We start from the raw sequence: 25,499 nt of genomic DNA, 5'->3' as shown, positions 1-25,499 counted from the left end.
GCCGGAAAATCAGTTTCCGATCAAGGTCCCGACATATTGCCGATGAGATAGCCGAACACCCCGATGAGCAGGATCGGGGCGACAGCCTTTGGCGATTTCCATCACCGCCGCTGTCGTCAGATCTCCGCCTGATGCGTTGCAGGCTAACAGGATTTCTTCGAGCAGAAAACGGAGCACCTTGCCCGCGGCCAATGAAACGAGTGAGATTCGTCATCACAACGACAAAAACAAACCCCAAAAGAAGCGGGCATTCATTAGAATGATCTGAAGACGGCGGCTGATCCATACAAAATAAACATTTTGAAAAAAAGTAGTTGACGAAACGATATAAACTGCATATAATAGAACTTGTCAGTAAGACAAATACCCAGTGAAACACATCATGATTCCGTAGCTCAGCTGGGAGAGCGCTACCTTGACAGGGTAGAGGTCGCTGGTTCGAGCCCAGTCGGAATCATACGAAAACCCTTGCGCAGCAAGGGTTATTTTTTTCTATTTCTGATAACCTTTTTCAGGTTAATATGTTAAAAGCCCTGAAGAGTATAAAAAAAGAAAATAAACAATACAACAAATGTTACGGCAATGACAACTTCTTTAGTATAGTTTTTGTCATCTTCCTGCTCTTGTCTCCGTTTTCTCACCCTCCATCCTATACTTTTTTTATACCTCTTTTTTCTTTTCATCTTTTGTCACGATTAATCCCTAAATTCACTTTTTTACTCAATTTCCCTTCTGAATAACTGAATTAGAAATGGAAAAGTTATTTTTGTTCATATTCATTCGGGAGGTCGGACTATTGAGAAAAACTTTTTTTGTTGCTTGTATTTGCATCGTGCTCTCATTTCTGAATTCTGTTCATCTGGAAGCTCAGAATATTAACAACAAAGATATGTATGATGCATTTCTCACCTTATTATATCCTTATGCAAGCAAAGTCATTAAACAAAGCTATGGGTTATATGATGCAAAAATAATATCCATTGAACGTGTGAACATGGGGAGAACAGAAGATGAGAAAAGAATAAATGATGGTTCATTCGATTTTATAGTAAAGGTTCAATACAGAACTTTCACTGGTCCTCATCACCCACCTGAAACAATTGAGGAGCTGACCTTTAGAATTAAACCAGATGGTGTGAAATATTGACAAGCAGAGCGGTTTATATAGCGAGGGAGATGCGACGGTTACTTCATTCTGTATGACAACTGTCAGGAAGCGGAACGTATATCGTCCAGGTGTTCTGTTTTAAGAATTCAAAAAAGAAAATCGATTGGAAGCTTTAATTCTGAAAAGGTTCGGATAAAAGAGGGCTTCTCTTGAGATGAAGCCCTCTTTTAAGGCTCTCTAGTACTTGGATACCTCATAGGTCAGACCATTAGACAAGTTCCGTCGTTGTTTTCATTTTTCGAGAAGATGTTATAATGAAAAGCCATGAATTGATTTGAAGAGGGGAGTTTCGATGCATTGCATAACTGCATGCTTAAAAATCAAAAACCTGGGTGAAATAATGAAGGAATTCAAAAAACTTGAGGAAGAAACTAACAAAGAAGAAGGATGTATTAAATTCCATGCTTATCCGCTTGAACCATCAGAACGCAAAATAATGCTTTGGGAGATTTGGGAAAACGAAGAAGCTGTTAAAGCCCATTTCACAAAAAAACACACAAAAAACGTTCAAAAACAAAAAATAACGGAAGTAGAATGGTTAATGAAAAGCAATGTAAATGATTAAAAGGCTCCTTAACATGCGACATTCAATGACTAGAATCAACCACTTGTAGTTAATTGGTAAATTGTTGTCCAACTCTGCCAACAATCAGACATCATCAGATGTCCAACAAAAGGCTCTGAAATAAAAGAGCTGATCAGAATCGAATATACTCGTTCAGAAGGCGACAGGAGAGAGGCCTCTGGCTCTTAGCACGGTCAGTAAAAAGCCATTCTTGAGATTCGAGAATGGCTTTTTATTTTTTTTCACGATTCAATCGGGGTTAAAAAATCCGACTGTATATGGTCATCTCCCATTAAGTAAATATTTTTTATCTATAAACAAGACCGCCATCGGTCAATATCGCCTGACCAGTAATATAATCCGAATCATCTGAAGCTAAAAAAGACACTAAATTAGCAACATCTTCAGGTGTTTGATATCTTTTTAGAGCAATTTCTGAGGAGAATTTTTCAAAAGCTTCCCCTGGTTTAAGGTCACTGCTGTATTTCACCATTTCTTCATCAATTCTATCCCACATTTTTGTTTTTGCAACGCCAGGACAGTATGCGTTTACAGTTATTTTATATTTTGCCAGCTCTTTAGCGGCTGAATGTGTGAAAGATTTTACAGCATGTTTAGTCGCAGAATATGTGCCAAGCATTTCAAATGATTCGTGACCTGCTATGCTGCAAGCATTAATGATTTTTCCTTTTGTTTCTTGCTGAATAAATTGTTCAGCGGCAGCTTGAGTGCCAAAAACCACGCCATTTACATTAATTTTGAATAATCTATTAAGCTGTTCTTCAGTAATTTCCAAAAATGGAGAAACTGCATCGATACCCGCATTGTTTACAAAAACATCTAAACGGCCAAAGGCATCTACCGATTCTTTAACTAAATTGAATTGATCCTCTCGTTTAGATACATCCCCTTTAACACCGATAACATCAAAGTTCTTTTCTTTTAATTCTGAAACAGTTTCGTTCAGTAATGCTTCATTTATATCATGTAGTACGACACGAAAACCGTCGTGGCATAGTCTCTCCGCTATGCCTTTCCCTAATCCTCCAGCAGAACCGGTAACAATAGCTACTTTTCTCATGGAGATCTCTCCTTTTGTTAGAAAATTATGATAGGTTTTGTCTATTTTAGTATAACAAAACATACGGGACGAGTCCGAAGCAAAGCTAATGTATAACTTGACATTGTTGCTTTGCTGCAATGATTAAGTATCTCTCTTTGTTTAACAACAAAAAAGAGGCGCGTTTTTTATCTGATCGCCATTTTTGCTCCTTTTTTAGCTTACTCAAGGCATCAATGTACGATTTCTTTTTATCCCGCGTATAGTTTAATGATGAAAACAAAGTTAACTTGGCAAGAAACCTTCGTTAGGCAATTGCACAATTATCCATAGACAATCTGCAAGAACGCAAACAGTCAAATACAATCTTAATAATATAAAAAAGGAGTGATAGGCTTGTTTCATCGTCAATATCCTGTACCCGCATATTCCTATCCTATAAACCCGTCTTTTCCCATAAACCCATATCCCGTTTATGCCAGTGGCCGTCCGTGTCCCGTATTGCCTCCCGGGGCCTGCCAATATATATTGAATGATGAAGGTTATTGTGAATTGGTTTGTATCCAGTAGAAGCATGCTCTTTAAATGAGGAGTATTGCAGCTTTCCGCCAGTGATCAGCTATCGGTGAAGGCAAAATTGCGTATGTGACCCACAAGGGGCTGCAGCCCTTGCCTCTACAAACGCCGAGGAAGCGCTGCCCATATATGATATCGATCATATAAACCACTAATAAAAATATTTTCAATAGAAACTGAACAAATGGCAGCCTTTATGAATCCTCGCATGCCGATGGAAATGGCGAAAGCGTTGGCTTCATTTCGATACCGCGCGGCAAAAGAGAAGCGTGCTCAGACGTCTACAGCAGTTCAAGAGTTGACTTGCAATTCTCCGACAAGCTTGAAGCAGTTTTAGAAGAGAATACTCGAAGGCGCTTTGCTGCTCGCATCTATCAAAGTAAAAATGCAATTGATAATGCAAGAAAGACAGACAGTTCCTAAAAAAGAACCTGCCTGTCTTCTGCTTACCCTTTTAAAAGAAATTCGTTGCCGTCTTCATCGCTGAATTGCACGTATGTGCCCCATTGCATTTCCTGCGGCTCTCCTTTAAACTCCACTCCATTCGCTTTCATCTTTTTATATGTTTCGAGAACATGATCGCATTCAAATACGATGGATGCTCTCATATTTTCAGAGCCTTTCATCATTGCCTTCGGGTAAATGACTAAACGAGTCTGGGCATTTTGCGGGGCGACTTCAAGCCAAAATGCTTCCGGTCCCATCGGGTGTTCTGCCACAACGTCAAAGCCTGCTTTGTTGGTCCAAAAATCCTTCGCCTTTTGTTGATCCTCAACGTATACTGCAACAGTTCCTACATTCGTGATCATCAGAAATTCCTCCTTCAATCAATGTCAATTCCTATAGTAGTAAAATCCGCTTTATTCATCTTGTAAAAAAACGACGTTGGTTCTTTTTTTCTAATATCCAGTTTTTATACTCTTTCGGAGTCAGACCTATACATTCTTTAAAGTCTTTTGAAAAATGAGCATAGTCATAGTAGCCGAATTCGTGCATACAATCATGAAGGTCTATTTCGGGAGCGAAAAATATCTTCAACCGGACTTGATTAAACCTCGCTACTTTGCTGAGCTTTTTTGGAGACAGACCCGTCAGCTCCAGTACTTTTCGTTCAAATTGCCTTTGAGAATAATGACTCCTTGAAACCAAAGTTTGTATGTCTTGTTGAACAGGGAATTCATATAATTCAGTTAAAATTCGAATAAAATGTTTATCAACAAAATGGTTTTGTTTGAATGTATCTAACATAAATTCATGAAGTAGCGTCATTTCTTCTATTTCAACGCCCTTTAATCGGCTCTCCATTTGTTCAATGATGCTTTGTTTAAATAGTGAGTCAAGAGGCAAAAATTTGTCCCTCAGTTCCTTTATATCTGTATCAACCCAAAACTTTAACCCCCAAGGTTTTAGACGAATGCCGAATAAGCGGATGTTGCCGTGTGCGGTTAATCGATGGTAATGCGTTAATGACCCTATTAAAAAAGAAGTATCCATTAATTGATTTTGAACTTTGTACTTTGTGCCAAAATGAAAAATCATTTCATAGCATCCATCCGGCCAAAGTACTTCCTCATTGTCGGATTCATCATATTCCCTATTTAAATACCAGAAGCATTTGATATACGGTTCTAATGCAGCTGGCGGTTTTTTCTCTTCATACCTCATTTGTTTTGCTCCATTATGTAATGATCGTTATTCCGAATTATTATAATCCATTCTCTTCTATAAGATCTTTCACTTTAAAATATTTTTATTTTATCCAGCCTTACTTGTCCTGAAAAAGCTCTGCAAATTGAATATGAAGGAGGAAACGTAAAGGAGAACGACTGGGAAGCAATCTCGTTTAGGTTGGCAAGCCGGCAAATCAAAAATCCAAAACTTTATTCATTCGTATTCCGGGCGCGGAAAACTCACCTCGAGGGGAACCAGCATGAATCGCGTATGACAGTTATCCATGCATTGATGATGAGCGATCATTAGCCGGTCGAACTCAGGCTGTTCATCGGATGGGATGATCTGACTCCGGCTGCAGGAAATGCCTTACATACGGGAAATAAAAATGTTGCGATTTATACAGAAAAAAATGGTTTGAAAAGTTGACGGCCTTTTTTGCGACTACATATAGCATATCCCCCAGATTTCTTTATTATTATGGAAAATCCTTCATCATACTGGAATTTCCTTACATCGTTTTTGGCATTAAGAAAATCATAAAGGATGTGATCAATTAAAAAGGAGGATTTTTTTCTGATGACCAAAAATAATCAACAACAAAATCAGCAAAAGCAAAAACAAAAGCATGCCCAAATGCTTGGGGCGAATATTACGGATACTGAGCTTGCCCAAGAACTCGGCAGCCTTCAGCAGCAGCTTGCTCAATTAGAGCAAAATGTATCCCAGCTTGGAATGTCTCAACAACAAAGCGGCCAGGCTCAGCAAGGTTCTCAAACGAATCAGGGAATCAATCAATTAAAGCAGCAAATTCAGCAATTCAGTTCTCAATCTCAGCAGCAAATGCAGCAGACTGATCAACAAATTCAGCAAAACATCCAGCAGGCTGTTCAACAGCTTAATCAAGCTCTTCAAGGGATTCAAACCAATCAGGCGATGAACCAAATGAGCCAAGCTCTTCAACAGGCTCAACAGTCATTCAGCCAACAGGGCAGCAAGGTCAACAAGGGCAGCAAAAGCAGCAAAACCAACAGGCATCGCAATAAAGTCTTAAAGCCCTTTTCTGGAAAGAGAGGGCTTTTTTGATTATCGTTCAATTTGAAAAAAATGGATCGGATAGAATGCGGAAAGTAATTCATTCTACATGTAGATACATCAATTTTACAAGCGAAGGAGGAAGAAAACATGACTGTCGTCAATCAAGTGAAACAGGCCATTGCAAGTCTGAAAAGCGCCCAGGCCAGCTTTGAAACATTTTCATTGAATACTGATAATCAGAATGCAAAGCAGCTTTATCAGCAAGCTGCTCAACAAACCCAGACGCTTGTTGATTCGCTTGAACCGCGTCTTCAGCAAATTCAACAAGAAGAGCCTCAATATAAACAGCAGTAGGTTGAAAAAGGTTGGTGAAGTGCCAACCTTTTTCTATAAACACATGCGATAAGGAATGAGAATGACGACCCTTTGAGAGATCAAGGGGTTTTTTTGACCCGCAGCATTCACCTATATTTAACCGCCCGAGTATCTTATTGTGAAAAGACGTTTTATGGAGGGGAATGGCGTGGGCTATTTTGTTGAAGTCGAATCAGGGGTTCATTTATATGTGGAGGATATAAATCCTGAAAGCAGCGAAGCGGTCGTTTTTTTGCATGGCTGGCCGTTAAGCCATAAGCAATTTGAGTATCAGTTTAACGTTCTGCCGGCACAAGGATACCGCTGCATAGGCATTGACTGGAGGGGGTTCGGACATTCGGATAAGCCGATGGACGGCTACCGTTACAACCGCTTGGCTGATGACATCCGCATTGTGGTTGATGCCCTTCAGTTAGACAGCTTCATACTTGCCGGCCATTCTACAGGGGGATCTATCGCGATCAGGTATATGTCCCGGCACAAAGGCCACGGCGTTTCAAAACTCGTCCTGATCGACGCTGCAGCTCCTGTAGGCTTTACGAAAGAGAATGCTGACCATTTGCTTAACACAGCGCTAAATGACCGACCGAAGATGATGCGAGAAGTAACGGAAACGTTTTTTTTTTCAATATATCACACAACCATTCTCAGACTGGTTTTTTCATCTCGGCTTACAGGCAGCGGGATGGTCGACCAAAGCTGTCATCGTTATGCTGAGGGATGAGAAGCTGTATGCCGATTTGCCGAAAATATCTGTTCCTACTTTAATCATTCACGGCGTTCATGACAAAGTCATTCCGTTTGCACAAGCCTGCGAGCTGCATCAAAACATAAGGAATTCAGAGCTCGTTCCGTTTCAATACAGCGGCCACGGGCCTTTCTGGGAAGAGCGGGAAAAATTCAACCGGATCTTGACGCAGTTTGCTTAGATGATTAAAGAAAGTCTTTAACGTTTGAGGCAATTTGTAGGATAATATCAACGACATCTAAAAAAGAAAACAAAGCCGTTTTTGCTTTGCTGAAAAATCGGCATTCGTACGAATGAATAGCAGATCAGCATTAGTCTATTTTACAAACGCATATTCATAGCTTGAACGAATTCATGACAAAACGTTTGGATGAACCGGTCACAAATGGTGAACGACGCGAATTGATGACAGCTGCATCGAAATGATGACAAAAAGGCCTGCTTCCGAAAGAGGGGGCGATTCATAGAATCATTGAAAGCAGCGGCGGTTTTTGAAGAGGAATGACTGGATGCAAAGGGAGGGGAAGACAGAATCATTCTCACTCCAAAATGAAGTAAAAATCGAGGAAAAGATATGAAAAAGTTTTACAAACGATTACTGTATGGATCTATTTTCTTATGTATCATAGGAGGAATCATCGCCGGCTTTCTCGAAGAGGGGATGAAAAAAGGAGATGAACTGAAACTCGGCACATCGATTTACGGTGCTGACACGATTGAAAATTGGAAGGAAGCCAAGAAAAAAGGGAGATTTACTGTATTTAACGAAGATGGCGTCACCATAAAATCAATCCCGAGGTATCAACGGGTAAAAACCGTGAAGCTCATCAATAAAGAGGACATGGCTTTGCTGGAAATACTGGACGGCGCTTATAAAGGAACAAAATGGTGGGTGAAAAAGTCGGATATAAAAAAGGAAAAAAGCACAACCGGCAGCCATACTCATAAATTCCGAAAAACGAGCCACAGCCACCATCATTGATGTATAAGAGTGAAGAGAATACACCCTCTCGTTTTAGATGAATGATTACATATAGTCAGGTTATAGGAGGTTTATCATGACTGAAGATTTTTATTGTGATGAAGTGCTGAGCGGGAAAACAAAGGTCAATAAAGTGATGGAAACCGAGAATGTACTAGCCTATTATCATACAAGACCTTTTTATCCTGTTCATATTGTGGCCATCCCTAAGAAGCATATCCCTTCTTAGATCACGTTGGAAGAAGAGGATCAAGAATTATTACTCGAATTACTGGATGTTATTAAAAAAGTGGCTCAAATGGTGACGGAAGAAAACGGTGCTTGCAGAGTGATCACAAATTTGGGCGCCTACCAGGATTCAAAACATCTTCATTGGCATATCGTTTCAGGAAAACCTTTGAGATAAAAATACGCTATTTGGCGCGTGGTTGTACGCGCTGCACACTTAGCCCGCACGGATGGAAAAAAGTTATACAATCGGCCGGAACCGGTTTTTCTTTATTTAACAAGCTATTACAGAGGATTTTTTCCTCTGTTTTTTATTGCGGGGCATACCGATGGCGAACGGCATGAAGATTAACGGGCCATCGCCTCCCATCGGTCCGGATCCATGAGTGAGAGTCGCACATGAAAAATGATATCGTCTGCACTGAAAGTTTCCTACAGGGGGGATAAATGTTGACTCAATATTTTGTGAAACGACATTTGAATCAAAGCTTTGATCACGGTTTGATTCCTCAATTGCTCTATATTTGCAATGTTGGCGATACCCATACAAGATTACCCCGAACGATGCACATGCACGATGATGTGATAGAAATCATTTTTATAAAAGAGGGGAATGGCACGCATATCATTGACGGCCGTAATACCGTATTATGAAAGGTGATATTTTAATATATAATAACGGTGTTCTTCACGATGAATACGCTGAATCTGAAGCGGATATGAGCGTTTTTTGCTGCGGCATTACGAATGTGAAAGTGCCCGGCTTGCCGAGAAATCATTTGGTTTCCGGCGAACATTCATGCGTGCTGCACAGCGGGGAGCATAGATCGGATATTGAATCATTGCTGGAGATGATGTATTTGCAAATCTCTGAAGAAAAACCCGGTGCAGAGGAGATTTGCAGCTACCTTCTTTGCGCATTGATTGCGATCATTTTGCAGATTCCAAAGGAAAACGCAGCACTATCAAAATCAGAAGAATCAGAATTGACAAACGTAATTAAAGCCTATATTGATGAGCATTATTCCGAGGATATCACGCTGCAATTGCTGTCGCAAAAATTCCACATCAGCTCATATTATTTGGTTCATGCTTTTAAGAAATCCACCGGCTTTTCGCCCATTCAATATATTATCCGACGCCGAATCGGGGAAGCGCAGTCGCTGCTTATTAACACAAATGACAGCGTGACAAAGATTGCCGGCACGGTTGGCTATGATAATATGAGCTACTTTACGACCCTTTTTTCTAAAATCGTTGGCATATCTCCGAAAAAATACCGCCAGCACTGGACGAAAAACAAGTCTTCCAAAAACTAAAGTCCGTCAAACAAGATCGTGAACATTTTCGGTCGAAATAGCAGAAAAAGCTGCTTAAATAAAACAAGAATATGAAAGCGTTTCACTTAAGCCGGGCTTAAAATAAAAGTATCGGTTTTGGAGGTGTTTCAAGTGAGTATGAAAATTTCCGGAGCCCCGTGCTGCTGGGGTGTCGACGATCCGAAGAACCCTTTTCTGCCGCCGTGGGAACAGGTTCTCTCAGAGGCATCACAAGCGGGATTCGACGGGATTGAATTAGGACCGTATGGATATGTGCCAATGGATGTCAAGAGGGTTCAAGCAGAGCTATCTAAACACGATTTGACCATCATTGCGGGAACCATTTTTGATGATCTCGTATCAGAGAGCAACGTAGAAAAGCTATTGCATCAGGTCGACGATATTTGTTCATTAATTACGAAGCTGCCGCGTTCGCCGCTGAAAGACGAAATCCCGTTTCCGCCTCCGTATTTGGTCATCATCGATTGGGGGCATGAGGAAAGGGATTATCACGCAGGGCATCCCGATCAAGCCAAAAGGCTGTCTGAAAAGGATTGGAGCAAGATGATGCGGCATATCGCTGCTCTTTCAGAACGGGCGTGGAACCGCTATAGGGTGCGGCCGGTCATCCACCCGCACGCCGGCGGTTATATCGAATTTGAAGACGAGATTAAGAAATTGCTGAAGGACATCCCGTATGAAACGGCAGGGCTCTGCCTTGATACCGGGCACCTGTACTATTCGAAAATGGACCCGGCCCAGTGGCTAAGAGACTGTGCAGACCGGCTTGATTATCTTCATTTTAAAGATATTGATCCCGATATGTATCAACAGATGATGGGCAAACGAATCCGCTTCTTTGACGCCTGCGCAAATGGAGTGATGTGTCCAATCGGTAAGGGAATCATCGATTACGGCTCGATTTATTCTTTATTGAAAGAAATCAATTATCGCGGATATATCACGATTGAGCAGGAGCGCGACCCGAGAACCTGCGCTTCGAGTTTACTTGATGTAAAACAAAGCATTGACTATGTAAAGAATATCGGTTTTTAGATGACGGCAAAAGGAGGAATGAAAGATGATTCAAGGTGAAAAAAATGTTGAGCAGCCGATACGCTGGGCGATGATAGGCGGGGGACGCGGAAGCCAAATCGGCTACATTCACCGTTCATCTGCGCTTCGCGACCATAATTTTGAATTGGTGGCCGGCGCCTTCGATATCAATCCAAATCGCGGAAAAGACTTTGGCGTCAATTTGCACGTTGAACCTGAGAGGTGCTATGCCGGCTACAAGGAAATGTTTGAAAAGGAAGCAAAACGGGAAGACGGTATTCAGGCTGTTTCAATCGCAACGCCAAATGGCACGCATTATGAAATGACGAAAGCGGCTCTTTATGCAGGCCTGCATGTTATATGTGAGAAGCCGCTGGGCTTTACGGTGAAGGAAGCAATCGAACTGGAAAAGCTCGCGAAAAACAAACAGCTGGTGGTCGGCATTACATATGGATACGCAGGACACCAGATGATTGAACAAGCCCGCCAGATGATTGAAAACGGAGAATTAGGTGACATTCGCATCGTAAACATGCAATTTGCACACGGTTTCCATTCCGCACCCGTAGAAGCGGCAAATGCTAGTACGAAATGGCGCGTTGATCCGAAAATGGCGGGTCCGAGCTATGTTTTGGGGGATTTGGGAACACATCCGCTATATTTATCAAAGGTTATGCTGCCAAACTTCAAAATAAAAAAACTGATGTGTACACGCCAAAGCTTTGTAAAAAGCCGGGCGCCGCTCGAGGACAATGCATATACCATCATGGAATATGAAAACGGTGCTATCGGGACGGTGTGGTCTTTTTGCGTGAATGCCGGTTCTATGCACGGGCAGAAGATTCGGGTTATAGGTTCAAAAGCCAGCATCGAATGGTGGGATGAACATCCGAATCAGCTAAGGTATGAAGTTCAGGGTAAACCGGCCATGATATTAGACCGCGGCATGAATTATCTTTATCCGGAAGCGCTGGCAGACGACCGGATAGGAGGAGGCCATCCTGAGGGCTTGTTCGAAGCGTGGTCAAATTTGTACACCCGGTTTGCCAAAGCCATCGCTGCGGCCGAGCGCAGAGATTGGCGCGAAGACCTTTGGTACCCGGGAATTGAGGCGGGAGTAGAAGGCGTCAGGTGGGTTGAGAACTGTGTACGATCTGCAGATAACGGCGCTGTGTGGGTTGAATACCAATGAGAAAAGGCGCGAAGGAAACAAAAAACCTTACGACCTGCCGATCGTAAGGTTTTTTCGTTACATTTCTTTGGATGCAGCGGCTTCCGCTTGCGATTCCTGGAGTTCTTGATTCATTTTTTTGGCATCTTCCAAATACTCGGTTCTGAATCCGCTCTTAACCGCCCAAGTGTAAAAACCTAAGGAAACAACGGCGATCAACAGCATGTCCCAGCCGTAATGAACCACATTTAAGCCGCCGAATTTGTCGCTGCCCAAGAAGGAAATGAGCATCATCGCCAACAGGTAGAAAGCCATCCACATGCCGGCTTTGAAATGCTTGCCAAAGCCTTTCCAGCTTGCTTTTGCCTGATAGTAGAAATAAACGGGCAGACCGATCAGGATAATGAATAAAACTTGTCCTGTCAGCGGCCAGCGCGCCCAGTACAAGACAAGCGACGCGAAAATAAATCCAAGCGGCGCGATTATGCTTAATCCTTTCAGGCGCAGCGGTCTGTGTAAATCGTGTCCAGTCCGTCTCAACGTCATGACGGTCACAGGACCTGTAACATAAGAAATCAATGTTGCAACTGAGATGACTTCTGCTAAGGTACCCCAGCCTCTAAATAAAAACAGGAAGATAAACGATACAATCAGGTTGAAAATCATCGCCTGGCGCGGTACGCCATAGATCGGATGAAGTTTGCCCAATATGCTAGGCAGGTATTTGTTCTTTTCCATTCCGTAAATCATCCGCGATGTTGTCGCCGTATATGTGATGCCTGTTCCCGACGGGGAAACAAAAGCGTCTGCATACAGAACCAAGACGAGCCAGTTAATATTTAAAGCGATTGCCAAATCTGCAAATGGAGAGTTGAAATTCAAATGGCTCCATCCGTTTACAATCATCGAAGGGTTAACAGATCCGATAAATGCGACTTGCAGCAGCACATAGATCACGGTGGCGACCAAAATAGATCCGATCACGGCAATCGGAATCGAACGCCCGGGGGTTTTCGCCTCGCCCGCCATGTTAACCGGGCTTTGAAATCCGTTAAATGCAAACACGATACCTGACGTTGCCACGGCAGTCAGCACACTTGCCCATCCGTTTGGCGCCATGCTTTCGCCGGCAGTGAAATTGCCGCTGTGAAAACCGGCAAATAAAAGAGCGCCAATCGTAAGACCCGGAATCACGATTTTAAAGACGGTAATAAACGTGTTAGCCTTGGAAAACAGGCTGACCGTCCAATAATTTAATAAAAAGTAGATGATGAGTAAAACAGAAGCAATGGCCAGCCCTTCAATCGTCAGCTGTCCTTTATCGACCAAACGGCTTGTCCATTTTGCCCATTCCCAAGGCCAGGAGCTCATATATTGAACAGAAGCGACAGCCTCTACCGGAATAACGGATACAATCGCGATCCAGTTCGCCCACGCAGAAATGAATCCGACAAATGAACCGTGGGAATATTGCGTATATTTCACCATTCCTCCCGCTTCCGGAAACATCGCACCAAGCTCACTGTAAGACAGTGCGATAAACAATATGACAATCATTCCGATAATCCACGAAAATATAGCGGCCGGACCTGCGATCTGCGCGGCTCTCCACGCTCCGAACAGCCAGCCTGAGCCGATCATTGAACCAAGACCGACCATCATAAGTGAAAACGTTCCCATCTTTCGTTGTAAATTCATATTGATGTCACCCTTCATGTCGTGTAATAAAATATAACATTCATTTTCATTATTATCTTTCGAAATCTTCTGCCTTGTCAATATCTTTTTTTTTGGATGAAGAAACATGATCATTTCGAAGCCCGAAAAATAACTGAAGGGAAGCGATTTGAGGGGAATTTTAGTATATCAATATATCTTAAAATCGATCGGAATTTTGGAATATAGATATTTGGCAGATGCCGTCCTTAAAACGGGGAAATAGTCGGATCGATAAAGATTTGCATGTCAGGCGATGGTGCTATTTGAGCGGAAAGATGGACCGGGCTCAGACAGCAGGGCGGGAACGTTTCTTTAGCCATTTTTGATTGCATTGATGGTGTTTCTCCTTTTGCACGCTTCCTTTTATCCTGCGCTTGATAAGGCGGGATCCATAGCCTTCTGAATTTAAGTTTTGTCATGCGTTTCCCACCTCTATATGAAAGTATTTCTTGAAATAAAATGTGAGAAAGGAGTAATGTAATGGCGAAATTTCGGGGGGAACTTTGCTTTGGCAGGGACTGGTTTTGTGCAAATGATCCATTATCTTGAGGCAAAAAAAATCATAGCTGAATCACCAAAGCGGTTTGAGGCAATCGGAACATACAACCATCAACTTGGACAATGTGAAACTTACAGTATTTTTAATACGATATAAAATTTTCCCTTCCATAGCTGAAGGTTTTGGTTTGTAAACACAGCGTAAATGTACGGTAAGGACATTACTTAAGCAAAGCACCCGAATGAATCGGGTGCTTTCTTCCTTTTTAGAGCTCGATAACAAAATACTCTTAATTATTCTCTGTTTTTTCAGTTAGCACAGCTTTTTATAGTATTGTTTTTAAATATTTCACTTTTTTCATTAAAATTGAGCAGATTTGTCCAGCGCATTGATAAACGTCTTCACGTTTTTCTTATCCTGCATAATGGGGGAATAAATATAGGAAAGGGTTCTGTTAAACGTTTGGTTTTTCAGCTTGATTAAGGAAAGGTTTCCGTGCTGGACGTCTCTGTCGATGACGCTCCTAGACAGCAGGGAAAGCCCGATGCCCGTCATCAAGGTTTCTTTTATGCCTTGATTGCTGCTGATCATAAGAAACGACTTCACTTTTAAACCGTTTGACCGAATGACGTGATTAAGGTATTCGCGGGTTCCTGATCCGACTTCCCTCGTTACCCATGTCTGATTCTGAAGATCGGCCATCGTCACTTCCTGTTTTTTTGCGAGCGGATGATCGCTTGAAGCGGCGATGTACAGTTCGTCCTGCATGAAAGCATGGACGGAAAGATCTTTTTCGTTTGTCTGCCCTTCAATTAAACCGATGTCAACCTTATACAGACGGACGGATTGCACGATTTCTTCCGTATTGCCGATGACGACTTGAAGTTCAAGCTCCGGATAGTCGTTTTGGAGGTCAAACAGCAAAGCGGGCAGAATATACTCGCCGATCGTAAAGCTAGCCCCGATTTTCAACTCGCCTTTAATGGAATTGTGATGGTCGAGAATGTCCTGTTTTGTCTGTTCATATATCGTGATCATTTGTTTTGCCCGGTCGTATAGAATTTCACCTGTAGGGGTGATCTTTAACAATTTCGGTGAGCGTTCAAACAGCTTTGTCTGGAATTCTTTCTCAAGGTTTTTAATGTGCATGCTCACGCTTGGCTGCGACATAAGCAGAATTTCGGCAGTTTTTGTAAAGTTTTTCACTTCGGCAAGGGTGACAAATGTCTTTAGCGCATCATAATGCAAAAGAATCCCACCTTATCTATTAAAAATATTAATAGCTGCAATAATTAATATATATTTTACTAATGCCGCGTATTCCAGTAAACTTTAAATTAGAATCTTTTTTAGGAAATGTTCATCAGACCGCAGGTTACGAGTCATACGAAGATACGCGTTGAACATTTTTGCGTCATTAAAACCGATTTGATTGATGGGAATAGTGGTGCTTGTTATTTTTTTATTCCATAGCGAGGTGGATATCGTTGCAACTTCAGGTAATGAACAGTCCGTTTAATCAGGAGCAGGCAGAGCTCCTCAACCGTCTTCTGCCGACATTGACAGAATCGCAGAAAGCCTGGCTGAGCGGTTATCTGGCGGCGTCCCAGTCCTTTGAGGCAGCGGCCGCGCTGGAGGCGCCGACGGCGGAAGCTCCGGCGGCTCAACCGGTGCAGTCTGTTTCAAAAGAAGTGACCATTCTTTACGGATCACAGACAGGAAATGCCCACGGACTTGCAGAAAATGCCGGCAAAAAACTAAAGGAGCACGGCTTCGAAGTAACCGTTTCATCCATGAGCGACTTTAAGGCGAATCAGCTGAAAAAGATCAAAAACCTGCTGATCGTCGTCAGTACGCACGGTGAAGGGGATCCGCCGGATAACGCGCTGTCCTTCCATGAGTTTCTCCATGGCAGACGGGCGCCAAAGCTTGATGATCTCCGTTTTTCCGTATTGGCCCTCGGAGACACTTCGTACGAGTTTTTCTGCAAGACGGGAAAAGATTTCGATCAGCGCCTTGAAGAACTCGGCGGGAAAAGGCTTTATCCGCGCGTTGACTGTGATGTTGACTTTGACGAACCTGCGTCCGCCTGGCTTGAAGGCGTTCTCGGCGGTCTGAGTGAAGCCGGGGGACAAAGCGGAAGCCCGGTACAAAGCCAGGCTGCAGCTCCTCAAGCCGCTGAAACGGTCTATTCGAGAAAAAACCCGTTTCGGGCAGAAGTGCTGGAAAATATCAATCTTAATGGACGCGGTTCAAACAAAGAAACGCGCCATCTCGAACTATCGCTTGAAGGATCAGGCCTCACATATGAGCCGGGTGATGCGCTCGGCATTTATCCGGAAAATGACCCGGAGCTTGTTGAGCTTGTGTTGAAGGAGCTCAAATGGAATCCTGAGGAAGTCGTCACCGTTGATAAACAAGGGGAGCGCCTCCCGCTTAAAGAAGCGTTGACTTCGCACTTTGAAATCACTGTTTTAACGAAAAAGTTTCTTCAGCAGGCTGCTGGATTTTCTGAGAATGAAAAGCTGCAAGAACTCACGTCGCCGGGAAACGAAGCACAATTAAAAGAGTATCTACAAGGGCGCGATTTGCTTGATTTTGTGAGAGATTTCGGGCCGTTCAGCGCATCAGCGCAGGAGTTCGTTTCGATTCTCCGGAAAATGCCTCCGCGTCTTTACTCAATCGCGAGCAGCTTTCAAGCGAACCCTGACGAAGTGCATTTGACGATCGGCGCCGTCCGCTATCATGCACACGGGAGGGACAGGAAAGGGGTATGCTCCGTTTTGTGCGCCGAACGCCTTCAGCCGGGGGATACGCTGCCGGTATTCATCCAGCCGAACAAACACTTCAAGCTTCCGGAAAATCCTGATGCGCCGATTATCATGGTCGGACCCGGCACAGGTGTCGCGCCGTTCCGCTCGTTTATGCAGGAGCGCGAAGAAACCGGGGCAAAAGGGAAGTCATGGATGTTCTTCGGCGACCAGCATTTCGTTACAGATTTCCTCTATCAGACGGAATGGCAAAAATGGCTGAAAGACGGCGTGCTGACAAAAATGGATGTCGCATTTTCCCGCGATACGGAAGAAAAAGTGTATGTACAGCACCGGATGCTTGAGCACAGCAAAGAACTGTTTGAGTGGCTTCAAGAAGGGGCGGTATTCTACGTTTGCGGCGATAAGAAAAACATGGCGCATGACGTTCAAAACGCTTTGCTGGACATTATCGAAAAAGAAGGCGGCATGAGCCGTGAAGAAGCGGAAGCTTACTTAGCCGAGATGAAGCAGCAAAAACGCTATTTGCGCGATGTATACTGATTTTGACTGAAAGGGGTTTTTCCAACATGGGGAATCAAATATTAAAAGCGCCTGAAGGCCCGCCAAGCGATGTTGAACGCATCAAAAGGGAAAGCGACTATTTGCGCGGCACCTTGAAGGAGTCGATGCTGGAGAAGATCTCAGCCGGAATTTCCGATGACGATAACCGTCTGATGAAGCATCACGGCAGCTATTTGCAAGATGACCGCGACCTTCGCAATGAGCGCCAAAAGCAGAAGCTTGAGCCCGCGTATCAGTTCATGCTTCGCGTGCGCATGCCGGGCGGAGTGGCCACGCCTGAACAATGGCTTGTCATGGATGAGCTTGCCCGCCAGTACGGTAACGGCACACTGAAGCTGACGACGAGGGAAACCTTTCAAATGCACGGCATTTTAAAATGGAATATGAAAAAAACGATTCAGAAAATCAATTCGGTATTGTTGGATACGATCGCGGCATGCGGCGATGTCAACCGCAATGTGATGTGCGCTTCAAATCCGTATCAGTCTGACGTTCATGCCGAAGTCTATGAATGGTCGAAAAAATTGAGCGATGACCTGCTTCCTAAGACGCGAGCATATCATGAAATTTGGCTTGATGAGGAAAAGGTCGCCGGAACGCCGGAAGCGGAAGAAGTCGAACCAATGTACGGACCGCTTTATTTGCCCCGGAAATTCAAAATCGGAATTGCCGTTCCGCCGTCAAACGATATCGACGTGTTTTCGCAGGATCTCGGTTTTATCGCGATCGTCGAAGACGGCAAGCTTATCGGCTTCAACGTGGCGATCGGCGGCGGAATGGGCATGACGCACGGGGACAAAGCGACATATCCGCAGCTTGCCAAAGTCATCGGCTTTTGCAAACCGGAACAAATCTATGATGTAGCCGAAAAAACGATTACGATTCAGCGCGACTACGGCAACCGCTCCGTCCGCAAAAACGCCCGCTTCAAGTACACGGTTGACCGCCTCGGGCTTGAAACGGTCAAAAACGAGCTTGAAAGCCGCCTCGGCTGGAGTCTCGCTGAAGCAAAACCGTTTCAATTTGATCGTAACGGCGACCGCTTCGGCTGGGTGAAAGGCGTAAAAGGAAAATGGCATTTAACGCTGTTTATCGAAGGCGGACGCGTCACAGACTACGATGACTACAAGCTGATGACCGGCCTGCGCGAAATCGCCAAAGTCCATACAGGCGAATTCCGGCTGACTGCGAATCAAAACTTGATCATCGCCAATGTCTCAAGCCAGAAAAAGAAAAAAATCAGCGAGCTGATCGAGCAGTACGGCTTGACAGACGGCAAGCATTATACGGCGCTACGCCGCAGCTCGATCGCGTGCGTCGCGCTGCCGACGTGCGGACTGGCTATGGCAGAATCGGAACGCTATTTGCCTGTTTTGATTGACAAGATCGATGAGATTATCGAAGAAAACGGACTTCGCAATGAAGAGATCACGATCCGGATGACCGGCTGTCCGAACGGCTGCGCCCGGCACGCGCTCGGCGAAATCGGGTTTGTCGGCAAAGCGCCCGGCAAGTACAACATGTATCTCGGCGCCGCGTTTGACGGCAGCCGCCTGAGCAAAATGTACCGGGAAAACATCGGCGAGGAAGAGATTTTAAACGAACTTCGCACGATTCTTCCGCGCTATGCAAAAGAGCGCGAGGAAGGCGAGCGTTTCGGCGACTTCGTCATCCGCGCGGGCATCGTTAAAGAAACGACAGACGGCACGAATTTTCACGATTGATGAAAAACCGCCTTGGCTTATTGGCCGAAGCGGTTTTTTTCGGGTATGACACAGGCTTTATCGGACTGTACATTGGCTCAAGACCTTGATAAACTCATGCGCCGCCGGGGAGATTTCATCGAATGAGTGCGCAATAATGCCGATCTCGCGGGTGATTCGGGGAAAGATATCCTTTTTGACCAGCTCATGTGATACAGACGAAAGCGTAAAGTTTGAAATGATGCCGATTCCTAATTGATGTTTGACCATATTCATCAATGTTTCTGCGTTTTGGACCGTCAAGGTTTCCCTTAATTCGATTCCGTGCTGCTCTAGCGTTTGCGATACGGCGATTTCATGGCCGCCTTTGCAAAATATTATATCGTCCCGGTACGCTTTAAGGTCGACGAGTGCAGCGTCCTTTAAGCCTGCATGCTCCTCAGGGATGACGGCTACCATGTAATCGCCGAACAATACTTGACGGTCAAACGGTTCAAACGGGGATGTGACGATCCCGAAATCAACCGTTCGATCCTCTACCCATCCTTTGATCTGCTCTGACGTCCCTTCGGTTATTTCGATGTGAACGAGCGGGTATTGCGCTCTAAATGCCGCGATGGCCTGCGGCAAAAGATTCGTCGAGACGGCAGGGAACGAACCGATCTTCACCTTCCCGCTTAACAGTTTGTTTTCCCGGTCGGCCACTTGCTGCATTTTGCTTTCGATTGCTTTCATTTGCCTTGCCAGCAGCAGTATTTCCTTTCCGACATCAGTCAGGATTAAGCCATTCTGTTTATCCCTAATAAATAATCGGACATGCAGCGCGTTCTCCAGATTTTTAATCGCTTTGCTTACTGCCGGCTGTGAGATGAACAATTCTTTGGCGGCTTCTGTAATATTCAGTTTTTCTGCGACCTTCACAAATATGTGCAGGTGATTCATATTCATAACCAATTGGTTATACCCCCGATAATTAATATGTATTTCAGTTATATGTAAAGGTAGCATATCATAAAAACGAGCACAACATTTTACAAGAAAGGCGGCTGGATTTTATGATCAAGGTCATACTTGGAATCGTTTCGGTTACGCTCATTTGGGGCTATACATGGGTGACAATGAAACTGGCGATCCACGACATTCCCCCGTTGCTGTTTTCAGCTTTGCGGCTGTTCATCGGAGCGGTTCCTTTATTTTTCATTCTCTTCATCAGAAGGAAAAAACTCTCGATCGGAAAAGCGCATCTAAAAAACTATATCATCATGAGTCTGCTAATGGGTCTCGGATATATGGGGATCTTAACGTACGGCATGCAATTCGTCGATTCGGGAAAAACGTCTGTTTTGGTGTATACCATGCCGATTTTTGTTACCGTGATCAGCCATTTTACATTAAACGAGAAAATGAACGTTTATAAAACGCTCGGCTTGATATGCGGTTTCATCGGGCTTTTATTCATATTCGGCAAAGACAGTTTCAATGCCGGCCACGGTGCGATCATAGGGGAGCTTTGCGTCCTTACGGCGGCGCTCAGCTGGGGGATCGCGAATGTTTTCAGCAAACTGCGATTCAAGGATATTGATATCATTCATATGAATGCCTGGCATCTCATGATGGGAGCTGTCATGCTGCTCGCCTGTTCCTTTATATTGGAACCTGCTCATGCAATCGAGTGGTCAAGCAGCGCTGTTCTGTCATTATTATTTAATGGTTTGTTTTCGACCGCTTTTACATTTGTCGTTTGGTTTTGGGTGCTCAATCAAATCGAAGCGTCTAAGGCATCCATGGCTTTAATGTTCGTCCCCGTGCTCGGACTCTTGTTTGGGTGGCTGGAGTTGCATGAGCAGATTACGATCCAGATCATGATCGGAGCAGTCTTGATATGCTGCGGGATCTTCATGAATACGTTCAAATTTGCCCAAAACAAAGCATGAATTTTCTATGTCGATACATCTCCCTCTAAGAAAGATATGGTAATATCAAATGGGGGGATGAAAAATGAAAATTGAACATATTGCAATTTGGACGAATAACTTAGAGGAAATGAAAGATTTTTATACGCGGGTTTTCAACGGCACGGCAAACGAAAAATACGTCAATCCGAAAAAGCAGTTTGAATCATATTTTATACAGTTTGAATCAGGAACCCGGCTTGAGCTGATGAGGCGGCCGGATGTCGCAGACGGAAGCGGGGAAAAAGAAGGCTATGCGCATATGGCGTTCTCTCTGGGTTCACGTGAAAAGGTAGATGAAACGACCCGCCGGTTAAAAGAGGAAGGCGTCCGTATCGCCGGAGAGCCCCGGTTGACCGGAGACGGCTATTATGAAAGCGTCATTCAGGATCCGGACGGCAACCTTGTTGAACTGACGGTATAACGGTGAAAAAAGCTAATGTCTTTTTTAGACATTAGCTTTTTTGTTTAGATGGCGGCATCCAGCTGATTGATTTTCCACTTGTTGTTTTCCTTTACGAATGTGATTTTTCTTTTTGCAGAAGGCGATCCGTCCTTGGCAGGCACGGTAAATTCATACGTGCGGGCATTGCCTTTTTTGGAGATCAGTTTGAATGTTGCTTTCTTCCAATCTAACAGGTTGTCCCCGTCGCCGACCGGAACGGCCATTTTTCCTTTATAACTGATGATATTGTATTTTTTTAATCCGGTCGTGATCGCATCTTTTGTGAAAACGGGGGTCAAGTAATTCGTCAATTTTGCTTTCGTGCCGAATTCACTGCACATGTAAACATAAGGCAAATTTTGATATTCAAACGTTTTCGTTACGCATGTCGAGTGTTTTGCTTTCGGATTGTGGCCGGTCATTGTATTCCAAAAATGTTCGCGTGCCTGTAATGTCATCGTCAAAACCTGTTGTTTCGTTAAGTCACCTGATGTATGTTTCGCGGCAATTGTCGTATGGATCGGCAGAATCAAGAAGGCAGTCAAGGCAAAAACGATAAATTTTTTCAATGTAACTCTCTCCTTAAGAAAAATAATATCTCTTATGTTACAAATGTTACAATAATTACGGTTAGATTACAATATGTTTTCGAAGAAAATTTTTCCGTCCGCTGTTTTGCTGAAAAAATCTTTTTTTCTCCTTGATAAATGATATAAAATGAGACTTCGGCAAACATCGGCGGTAGGGTCTGTCCACAATACCAATACCCCATTCCCTTTAAATATAAACAGTTTGATCGATTTTTTAAAAATTTAAAATTTTTTATAAAATCCAACTATATCAGTAAACAAACTGTAACTGAATTCACACCGATCTGTCACGGGGATGACATTTTGCTGTGTTACGATTTTCCCTGTTAGTTTCAAAAGAGCTAACAAGGGAGGATTTTAACTTATGAAGAAGACAATAATGTCCTTGGCTGCAGCCGCAGCTATGTCAGCGACTGCATTCGGAGCAAGCGCCTCAGCAAAAGAGATTAGTGTTGAAAAAGGGGACACGCTCTGGGGGATTTCCCGCGAATACGGGATGAACCTAAAGGACTTGAAAAAATGGAATCAGCTTTCCACAGACATTATTTTGCCTGGTCAAAAGCTGAACATTTCTTCTCAAGAAGAAAACTCAGATCAAAAGCAGTACACCATCAAAGCGGGAGATACATTATCAAAAATCGCTCGAGAGTTCGGTGTTTCTGTGAACGATCTTCAAAAGTGGAACAACCTCAAATCGGACTTGATTTTTGCCGGGAAAACGCTGGCGGTAACCGGAGGTGGGACGGGTCTGAAAGCACCTGTTAAACAAGCAGCCGTCCGAAGCGAACAGCCTGAGGCGCCTGCAAAACAGAAAGCAGTCTCAAGCAGCAAGCCAGAATCGGCTGCAAAAGAAATCACCGTTACAGCAACAGCATATACGGCAAACGACGGCGGCATTTCAGGCATTACGAAAACAGGAGTCGATCTGAATGCCAACCGGGATGCCAAAGTAATCGCGGTTGACCCGGACGTGATACCGCTAGGTTCCAAAGTGTATGTTGAAGGCTACGGCGAAGCGACCGCTGAAGACACCGGAAGCGCCATTACCGGGCATAAAATCGACGTATTTATTCCAAATAAAGCAGACGCGCTCGATTGGGGCGTTAGAACGGTTAAAGTGAAAATATTAGATTGATATAGAAAGGCACGGATTTGTATTCCGTGTCTTTTTTATATGTCATACGTTTGCCACCTATAAATGAAAGCGATTTCTTCTCTCGAACTCCAATTCGGTAGCAATGGAATGGGTTGTGGGCAGTTCTCCTTCTACGGCGAGCAGAAAGATTGAATTGCACGCCAGAAACGGCATGATCAAAGCCTCTGGAAGCATAACCGGTCCCCAAACCTTTACAGGCTACGCCGAGTATCTCGAAAGCCCGACGGGAAAAAGATTCCGGCTGGAACGATTGTCGCACTTGAAGGCGATAAGATAAAGGCGACAATCTCTTCGGCGTCATCTCGGAAACCGCCGGTGTGGTCCTCGGGGAAGCAAGCCTTCACTGGTCAGGCCGCTACGTCAAGAATGAGTTTGGCGGATATGTGTATGAACTGCAAGCAGGCCCTGACGGCGAAAAGGTCATGGCCCTAAAGAAAATCCGGATTACCGCCCTGACCAAGAATACGAGTCAAGAAACGATCGCGATGAATGGAATGTGGTCGGCCTTGCCGGACAGGTGTATATCAGATGTGGCGAAACAGTCAAGGCAGACGATTTGATTGTAGCAGACTCGGGAATCGCAACGAAAGCAGATCAGCCGGAACAGCGCTGGCAGGCCATGAGGATTACGTCGGAATATGATGCTCAGCGCGGATATGGAATTGCCCTCGTATTTATTCGCTGAAAAAAAGCAGTCCGGCTTGATCCCGGACTGCTTTTTTTACATATGCTGCACCTCTTTATTTTTGGCCTTGATCAGAAAAGAGAGCGCCAGTGCGACAACGGCGAACCCTATCGCGACAAAATAAGCCGTATGAACGCCCGCTGTCATCCCCTGCATTTGCAAATCTTTTTCGCTTGTAATCGCAGATTGCCGGATAAACCGGTTTGAAACGGTTGTCAAGATTGTCGTGTATAAAGCCGGGCCGATCGCGCCTGATACTTGGTTGACCGTATTCATAATCGCTGAACCATGCGGGTACAAGGGCTTGGGCACCTGGTTTAATCCGAGCGTCATGACAGGGGCCATCGTGAAACCGACGCCGAGCGTAAAGCCCGCGTACAGCATCATGGCGGCAGCCATCGATGTGCCGCTTGAGATCTTTGTAAACAGCAGGAGAACGCAGATGACAATGATTAAACCGGCGAGAAGAAGCGGCCTGAAGCCGAGCTTATCAAAAAGGCGTCCTGCAACAAGAGAAGTCAAAGCAAGGACCAGTCCGCCAGGCAGCATCAGCAAGCCGGTAGACAAAGGCGAAAGGTCGAGCGCCATTTGGAAGTAGAGCGGCAAAATCAGCATCATCGAAAATTGCAGCATCATGATGAGCCACACGAGGACGACTGTCGTTGAAAACACCTTGGACCGGAATGGCCGCATATCGAGCATCGGCTCTTTTAATGTGAGCTGCCGGCGTACAAATAAGACTAATCCGATGATCCCCGCCGCCAGTCCGATGACGACCTTCGGGCTGTTCCAGCCGGCTTCTCCCGCGTTGCTGAAGCCAAATACGATTCCACCGAATCCGATGGTAGACAACATGATCGATAGAATATCAATTTTCGGGTTGGTCTGTTCGGTCACATTTTCTAAGCGGAATGCCGCATAAATGATCATGAAAAGCGCAACGGGCAGCATCATGAAAAAGACGACCCGCCATGAATAATGTTCGACGATGAAGCCTGAAATGACTGGACCGATAGCAGGCGCAAATAAAATCACAAGCGTCATCATCCCCGTCATCGTTCCGCGCTTCTGCGGCGGAACGAGTGTCAGGATGACATTCATCACCAGCGGTAAAATAAGTCCCGTCCCCGAACCTTGAATAATCCGCCCTGTGAGGACGAGGGGAAAGACGGGGGCAATGCCTGCCAAAAGGGTTCCCGCTGTAAATAAGCTCATCGCTGTAAGAAACAGCTGTCTTGTCGTAAAGCGCTGCATGAAAAAGGCAGTAACCGGCACGGCGATTCCGATCATCAGCATGTATCCTGTTGACATCCACTGTGCCGTATTTGCTGATACGTTAAAGTCTTCGATCATCTTCGGCAATGCAACATTCATTACCGTTTCATTTATCAAAGCGAGGAAATTGCCCACGATTAAAATGGCGATGATCATAAATGTGCTTCTATTGGTATGCTCCAT

General features: G+C 44.4%; 23 protein-coding genes, 1 tRNA gene and 7 pseudogenes. 20 read left to right on the top strand and 11 right to left on the bottom strand.

All coding sequences use genetic code 11. From position 1 onward, the window contains the following. Nucleotides 1-9: 9 nt before the first annotated feature. Nucleotides 10-270: pseudogene (locus MHB78_RS17140) on the bottom strand (DUF819 family protein); the annotation flags it as partial. A gap of 114 nt (nt 271-384) precedes the next feature. Here MHB78_RS17140 and MHB78_RS17135 point away from each other — a divergent pair. Beyond that, nucleotides 385-457: transfer RNA gene (locus tag MHB78_RS17135), tRNA-Val, on the top strand. Between the two features lie 67 nt (nt 458-524). On the opposite strand, the pseudogene MHB78_RS17130 reads toward MHB78_RS17135, so the two are convergent. Beyond that, nucleotides 525-648 (bottom strand): annotated as a pseudogene (locus MHB78_RS17130) (hypothetical protein). Nucleotides 649-796: 148 nt separating this feature from the next. Between MHB78_RS17130 and MHB78_RS17125 the strand changes: the two are divergent. Together MHB78_RS17125 and MHB78_RS17120 are read left to right on the top strand one after the other, a co-directional pair. Continuing rightward, nucleotides 797-1,147 (top strand): DUF3888 domain-containing protein, encoded by a 351-nt coding sequence (locus tag MHB78_RS17125; RefSeq protein WP_046131168.1) that lies wholly within the window; start codon nt 797-799, stop codon nt 1,145-1,147. 275 nt (nt 1,148-1,422) lie between these two features. Beyond that, a pseudogene (locus tag MHB78_RS17120) lies at nt 1,423-1,733 on the top strand (putative quinol monooxygenase). 307 nt (nt 1,734-2,040) lie between these two features. Here the strand turns inward: MHB78_RS17120 and MHB78_RS17115 are convergent. The 3 genes from MHB78_RS17115 to MHB78_RS17105 form a co-directional block, all read right to left on the bottom strand. Continuing rightward, nucleotides 2,041-2,814 (bottom strand): acetoin reductase, encoded by a 774-nt coding sequence (locus MHB78_RS17115; protein WP_046131166.1) that lies wholly within the window; start codon nt 2,812-2,814, stop codon nt 2,041-2,043. Between the two features lie 1,001 nt (nt 2,815-3,815). After that, entirely contained in the window at nt 3,816-4,178 is a 363-nt protein-coding gene (locus MHB78_RS17110) for a VOC family protein (protein WP_046131165.1), read from the bottom strand. 55 nt (nt 4,179-4,233) lie between these two features. After that, nucleotides 4,234-5,034 carry a helix-turn-helix domain-containing protein gene (locus tag MHB78_RS17105; protein ID WP_046131164.1) on the bottom strand — a complete coding sequence of 267 codons (801 nt, stop codon included), beginning with the start codon at nt 5,032-5,034 and terminating at the stop codon, nt 4,234-4,236. 585 nt (nt 5,035-5,619) lie between these two features. Here MHB78_RS17105 and MHB78_RS17100 point away from each other — a divergent pair. From MHB78_RS17100 to MHB78_RS17060, 9 genes and pseudogenes are all read left to right on the top strand, one after another. After that, a pseudogene (locus tag MHB78_RS17100) lies at nt 5,620-6,086 on the top strand (hypothetical protein). Nucleotides 6,087-6,225: 139 nt separating this feature from the next. Then, nucleotides 6,226-6,432, top strand: a complete 207-nt coding sequence (locus MHB78_RS17095) for a DUF1657 domain-containing protein (RefSeq protein ID WP_046131163.1) — start codon at nt 6,226-6,228, stop codon at nt 6,430-6,432. A gap of 169 nt (nt 6,433-6,601) precedes the next feature. Next, a pseudogene (locus MHB78_RS17090) lies at nt 6,602-7,382 on the top strand (alpha/beta hydrolase). A 393-nt stretch (nt 7,383-7,775) separates the two neighbouring features. Then, complete coding sequence (locus tag MHB78_RS17085; RefSeq protein ID WP_046131162.1) at nt 7,776-8,183, top strand: hypothetical protein; 408 nt, start codon at nt 7,776-7,778, stop codon at nt 8,181-8,183. A 76-nt stretch (nt 8,184-8,259) separates the two neighbouring features. After that, nucleotides 8,260-8,589: pseudogene (locus MHB78_RS17080) on the top strand (HIT domain-containing protein). 269 nt (nt 8,590-8,858) lie between these two features. Continuing rightward, complete coding sequence (locus tag MHB78_RS17075; protein ID WP_052948530.1) at nt 8,859-9,065, top strand: hypothetical protein; 207 nt, start codon at nt 8,859-8,861, stop codon at nt 9,063-9,065. After that, nucleotides 9,062-9,730, top strand: a complete 669-nt coding sequence (locus tag MHB78_RS17070; RefSeq protein ID WP_052948529.1) for an AraC family transcriptional regulator — start codon at nt 9,062-9,064, stop codon at nt 9,728-9,730. Before MHB78_RS17075 ends, MHB78_RS17070 begins: the two co-directional genes overlap by 4 nt. Before the next feature lie 138 nt (nt 9,731-9,868). Next, complete coding sequence (locus tag MHB78_RS17065) at nt 9,869-10,786, top strand: TIM barrel protein (protein WP_231947480.1); 918 nt, start codon at nt 9,869-9,871, stop codon at nt 10,784-10,786. 25 nt (nt 10,787-10,811) lie between these two features. Continuing rightward, nucleotides 10,812-11,978, top strand: a complete 1,167-nt coding sequence (locus MHB78_RS17060) for a Gfo/Idh/MocA family oxidoreductase (protein ID WP_046131160.1) — start codon at nt 10,812-10,814, stop codon at nt 11,976-11,978. A 57-nt stretch (nt 11,979-12,035) separates the two neighbouring features. Here MHB78_RS17060 and MHB78_RS17055 read toward each other — a convergent pair whose 3' ends face one another. From MHB78_RS17055 to MHB78_RS17045, 3 genes are all read right to left on the bottom strand, one after another. Further along, a complete protein-coding gene (locus tag MHB78_RS17055) occupies nt 12,036-13,655 on the bottom strand; it encodes an APC family permease (protein ID WP_046131320.1) in 1,620 nt (539 codons plus the stop codon). Between the two features lie 227 nt (nt 13,656-13,882). After that, entirely contained in the window at nt 13,883-14,095 is a 213-nt protein-coding gene (locus tag MHB78_RS17050; protein WP_046131159.1) for a hypothetical protein, read from the bottom strand. 440 nt (nt 14,096-14,535) lie between these two features. Then, nucleotides 14,536-15,423, bottom strand: a complete 888-nt coding sequence (locus MHB78_RS17045; RefSeq protein WP_046131158.1) for a LysR family transcriptional regulator — start codon at nt 15,421-15,423, stop codon at nt 14,536-14,538. Nucleotides 15,424-15,662: 239 nt separating this feature from the next. On the opposite strand from MHB78_RS17045, the gene MHB78_RS17040 reads away from it, so the two are divergent. Further along, complete coding sequence (locus MHB78_RS17040; protein ID WP_046131157.1) at nt 15,663-17,489, top strand: assimilatory sulfite reductase (NADPH) flavoprotein subunit; 1,827 nt, start codon at nt 15,663-15,665, stop codon at nt 17,487-17,489. A 26-nt stretch (nt 17,490-17,515) separates the two neighbouring features. Continuing rightward, nucleotides 17,516-19,234, top strand: coding sequence for an assimilatory sulfite reductase (NADPH) hemoprotein subunit (cysI, locus tag MHB78_RS17035; RefSeq protein WP_046131156.1), 1,719 nt, complete (start codon nt 17,516-17,518; stop codon nt 19,232-19,234). Between the two features lie 57 nt (nt 19,235-19,291). Here cysI and MHB78_RS17030 read toward each other — a convergent pair whose 3' ends face one another. Further along, a complete protein-coding gene (locus tag MHB78_RS17030; protein ID WP_046131155.1) occupies nt 19,292-20,167 on the bottom strand; it encodes a LysR family transcriptional regulator in 876 nt (291 codons plus the stop codon). A 101-nt stretch (nt 20,168-20,268) separates the two neighbouring features. Between MHB78_RS17030 and MHB78_RS17025 the strand changes: the two genes are divergently transcribed. Further along, complete coding sequence (locus MHB78_RS17025; RefSeq protein ID WP_046131154.1) at nt 20,269-21,147, top strand: DMT family transporter; 879 nt, start codon at nt 20,269-20,271, stop codon at nt 21,145-21,147. Between the two features lie 64 nt (nt 21,148-21,211). Then, on the top strand, nt 21,212-21,589 hold the full coding sequence (locus MHB78_RS17020) for a VOC family protein (RefSeq protein WP_046131153.1): 378 nt from the start codon (nt 21,212-21,214) through the stop codon (nt 21,587-21,589). 44 nt (nt 21,590-21,633) lie between these two features. Here the strand turns inward: MHB78_RS17020 and MHB78_RS17015 are convergent, their stop codons facing one another. Then, nucleotides 21,634-22,179: an IseA DL-endopeptidase inhibitor family protein gene (locus MHB78_RS17015; protein WP_046131152.1), complete on the bottom strand. Its 546-nt coding sequence runs from the start codon at nt 22,177-22,179 to the stop codon at nt 21,634-21,636. A gap of 385 nt (nt 22,180-22,564) precedes the next feature. On the opposite strand from MHB78_RS17015, the gene MHB78_RS17010 reads away from it, so the two are divergent. The 4 genes and pseudogenes from MHB78_RS17010 to MHB78_RS16995 all read left to right on the top strand — a co-directional run. Then, entirely contained in the window at nt 22,565-23,335 is a 771-nt protein-coding gene (locus tag MHB78_RS17010) for a 3D domain-containing protein (protein ID WP_046131151.1), read from the top strand. A gap of 103 nt (nt 23,336-23,438) precedes the next feature. Continuing rightward, nucleotides 23,439-23,633 (top strand): peptidase G2 autoproteolytic cleavage domain-containing protein, encoded by a 195-nt coding sequence (locus MHB78_RS17005; protein WP_301207906.1) that lies wholly within the window; start codon nt 23,439-23,441, stop codon nt 23,631-23,633. Between the two features lie 40 nt (nt 23,634-23,673). Beyond that, nucleotides 23,674-23,916, top strand: coding sequence for a peptidase G2 autoproteolytic cleavage domain-containing protein (locus MHB78_RS17000; RefSeq protein ID WP_046131150.1), 243 nt, complete (start codon nt 23,674-23,676; stop codon nt 23,914-23,916). Beyond that, nucleotides 23,844-24,041 (top strand): annotated as a pseudogene (locus tag MHB78_RS16995) (peptidase G2 autoproteolytic cleavage domain-containing protein); the annotation flags it as partial. The gene MHB78_RS17000 and the pseudogene MHB78_RS16995, both read left to right, overlap by 73 nt. Nucleotides 24,042-24,077: 36 nt before the next feature. On the opposite strand, the gene MHB78_RS16990 reads toward MHB78_RS16995, so the two are convergent. Beyond that, a complete protein-coding gene (locus tag MHB78_RS16990; protein ID WP_046131149.1) occupies nt 24,078-25,499 on the bottom strand; it encodes an MDR family MFS transporter in 1,422 nt (473 codons plus the stop codon).

The sequence above is a fragment of the Bacillus sp. FSL K6-0138 genome, assembly GCF_037982765.1.
GTDB classification, from domain to species: domain Bacteria; phylum Bacillota; class Bacilli; order Bacillales; family Bacillaceae; genus Bacillus; species Bacillus glycinifermentans.
This window is presented reverse-complemented; position numbering and strand designations above follow the sequence as displayed.

Excerpts from the sequence above, each read along its gene's own strand:
- MHB78_RS17055 (WP_046131320.1), bottom strand. The coding sequence starts at position 13,655 with ATGAATTTACAACGAAAGATGGGAACGTTTTCACTTATGATGGTCGGT.
- MHB78_RS17025 (WP_046131154.1), top strand. The coding sequence starts at position 20,269 with ATGATCAAGGTCATACTTGGAATCGTTTCGGTTACGCTCATTTGGGGC.
- MHB78_RS16990 (WP_046131149.1), bottom strand. The coding sequence starts at position 25,499 with ATGGAGCATACCAATAGAAGCACATTTATGATCATCGCCATTTTAATC.
- MHB78_RS17005 (WP_301207906.1), top strand. The coding sequence starts at position 23,439 with ATGGAATGGGTTGTGGGCAGTTCTCCTTCTACGGCGAGCAGAAAGATT.
- MHB78_RS17105 (WP_046131164.1), bottom strand. The coding sequence starts at position 5,034 with ATGAGGTATGAAGAGAAAAAACCGCCAGCTGCATTAGAACCGTATATC.
- MHB78_RS17010 (WP_046131151.1), top strand. The coding sequence starts at position 22,565 with ATGAAGAAGACAATAATGTCCTTGGCTGCAGCCGCAGCTATGTCAGCG.
- MHB78_RS17050 (WP_046131159.1), bottom strand. The coding sequence starts at position 14,095 with ATGACAAAACTTAAATTCAGAAGGCTATGGATCCCGCCTTATCAAGCG.
- MHB78_RS17085 (WP_046131162.1), top strand. The coding sequence starts at position 7,776 with ATGAAAAAGTTTTACAAACGATTACTGTATGGATCTATTTTCTTATGT.
- MHB78_RS17065 (WP_231947480.1), top strand. The coding sequence starts at position 9,869 with ATGAAAATTTCCGGAGCCCCGTGCTGCTGGGGTGTCGACGATCCGAAG.
- MHB78_RS17115 (WP_046131166.1), bottom strand. The coding sequence starts at position 2,814 with ATGAGAAAAGTAGCTATTGTTACCGGTTCTGCTGGAGGATTAGGGAAA.
- cysI (WP_046131156.1), top strand. The coding sequence starts at position 17,516 with ATGGGGAATCAAATATTAAAAGCGCCTGAAGGCCCGCCAAGCGATGTT.
- MHB78_RS17110 (WP_046131165.1), bottom strand. The coding sequence starts at position 4,178 with ATGATCACGAATGTAGGAACTGTTGCAGTATACGTTGAGGATCAACAA.
- MHB78_RS17070 (WP_052948529.1), top strand. The coding sequence starts at position 9,062 with ATGAAAGGTGATATTTTAATATATAATAACGGTGTTCTTCACGATGAA.
- MHB78_RS17095 (WP_046131163.1), top strand. The coding sequence starts at position 6,226 with ATGACTGTCGTCAATCAAGTGAAACAGGCCATTGCAAGTCTGAAAAGC.
- MHB78_RS17020 (WP_046131153.1), top strand. The coding sequence starts at position 21,212 with ATGAAAATTGAACATATTGCAATTTGGACGAATAACTTAGAGGAAATG.
- MHB78_RS17060 (WP_046131160.1), top strand. The coding sequence starts at position 10,812 with ATGATTCAAGGTGAAAAAAATGTTGAGCAGCCGATACGCTGGGCGATG.
- MHB78_RS17075 (WP_052948530.1), top strand. The coding sequence starts at position 8,859 with ATGTTGACTCAATATTTTGTGAAACGACATTTGAATCAAAGCTTTGAT.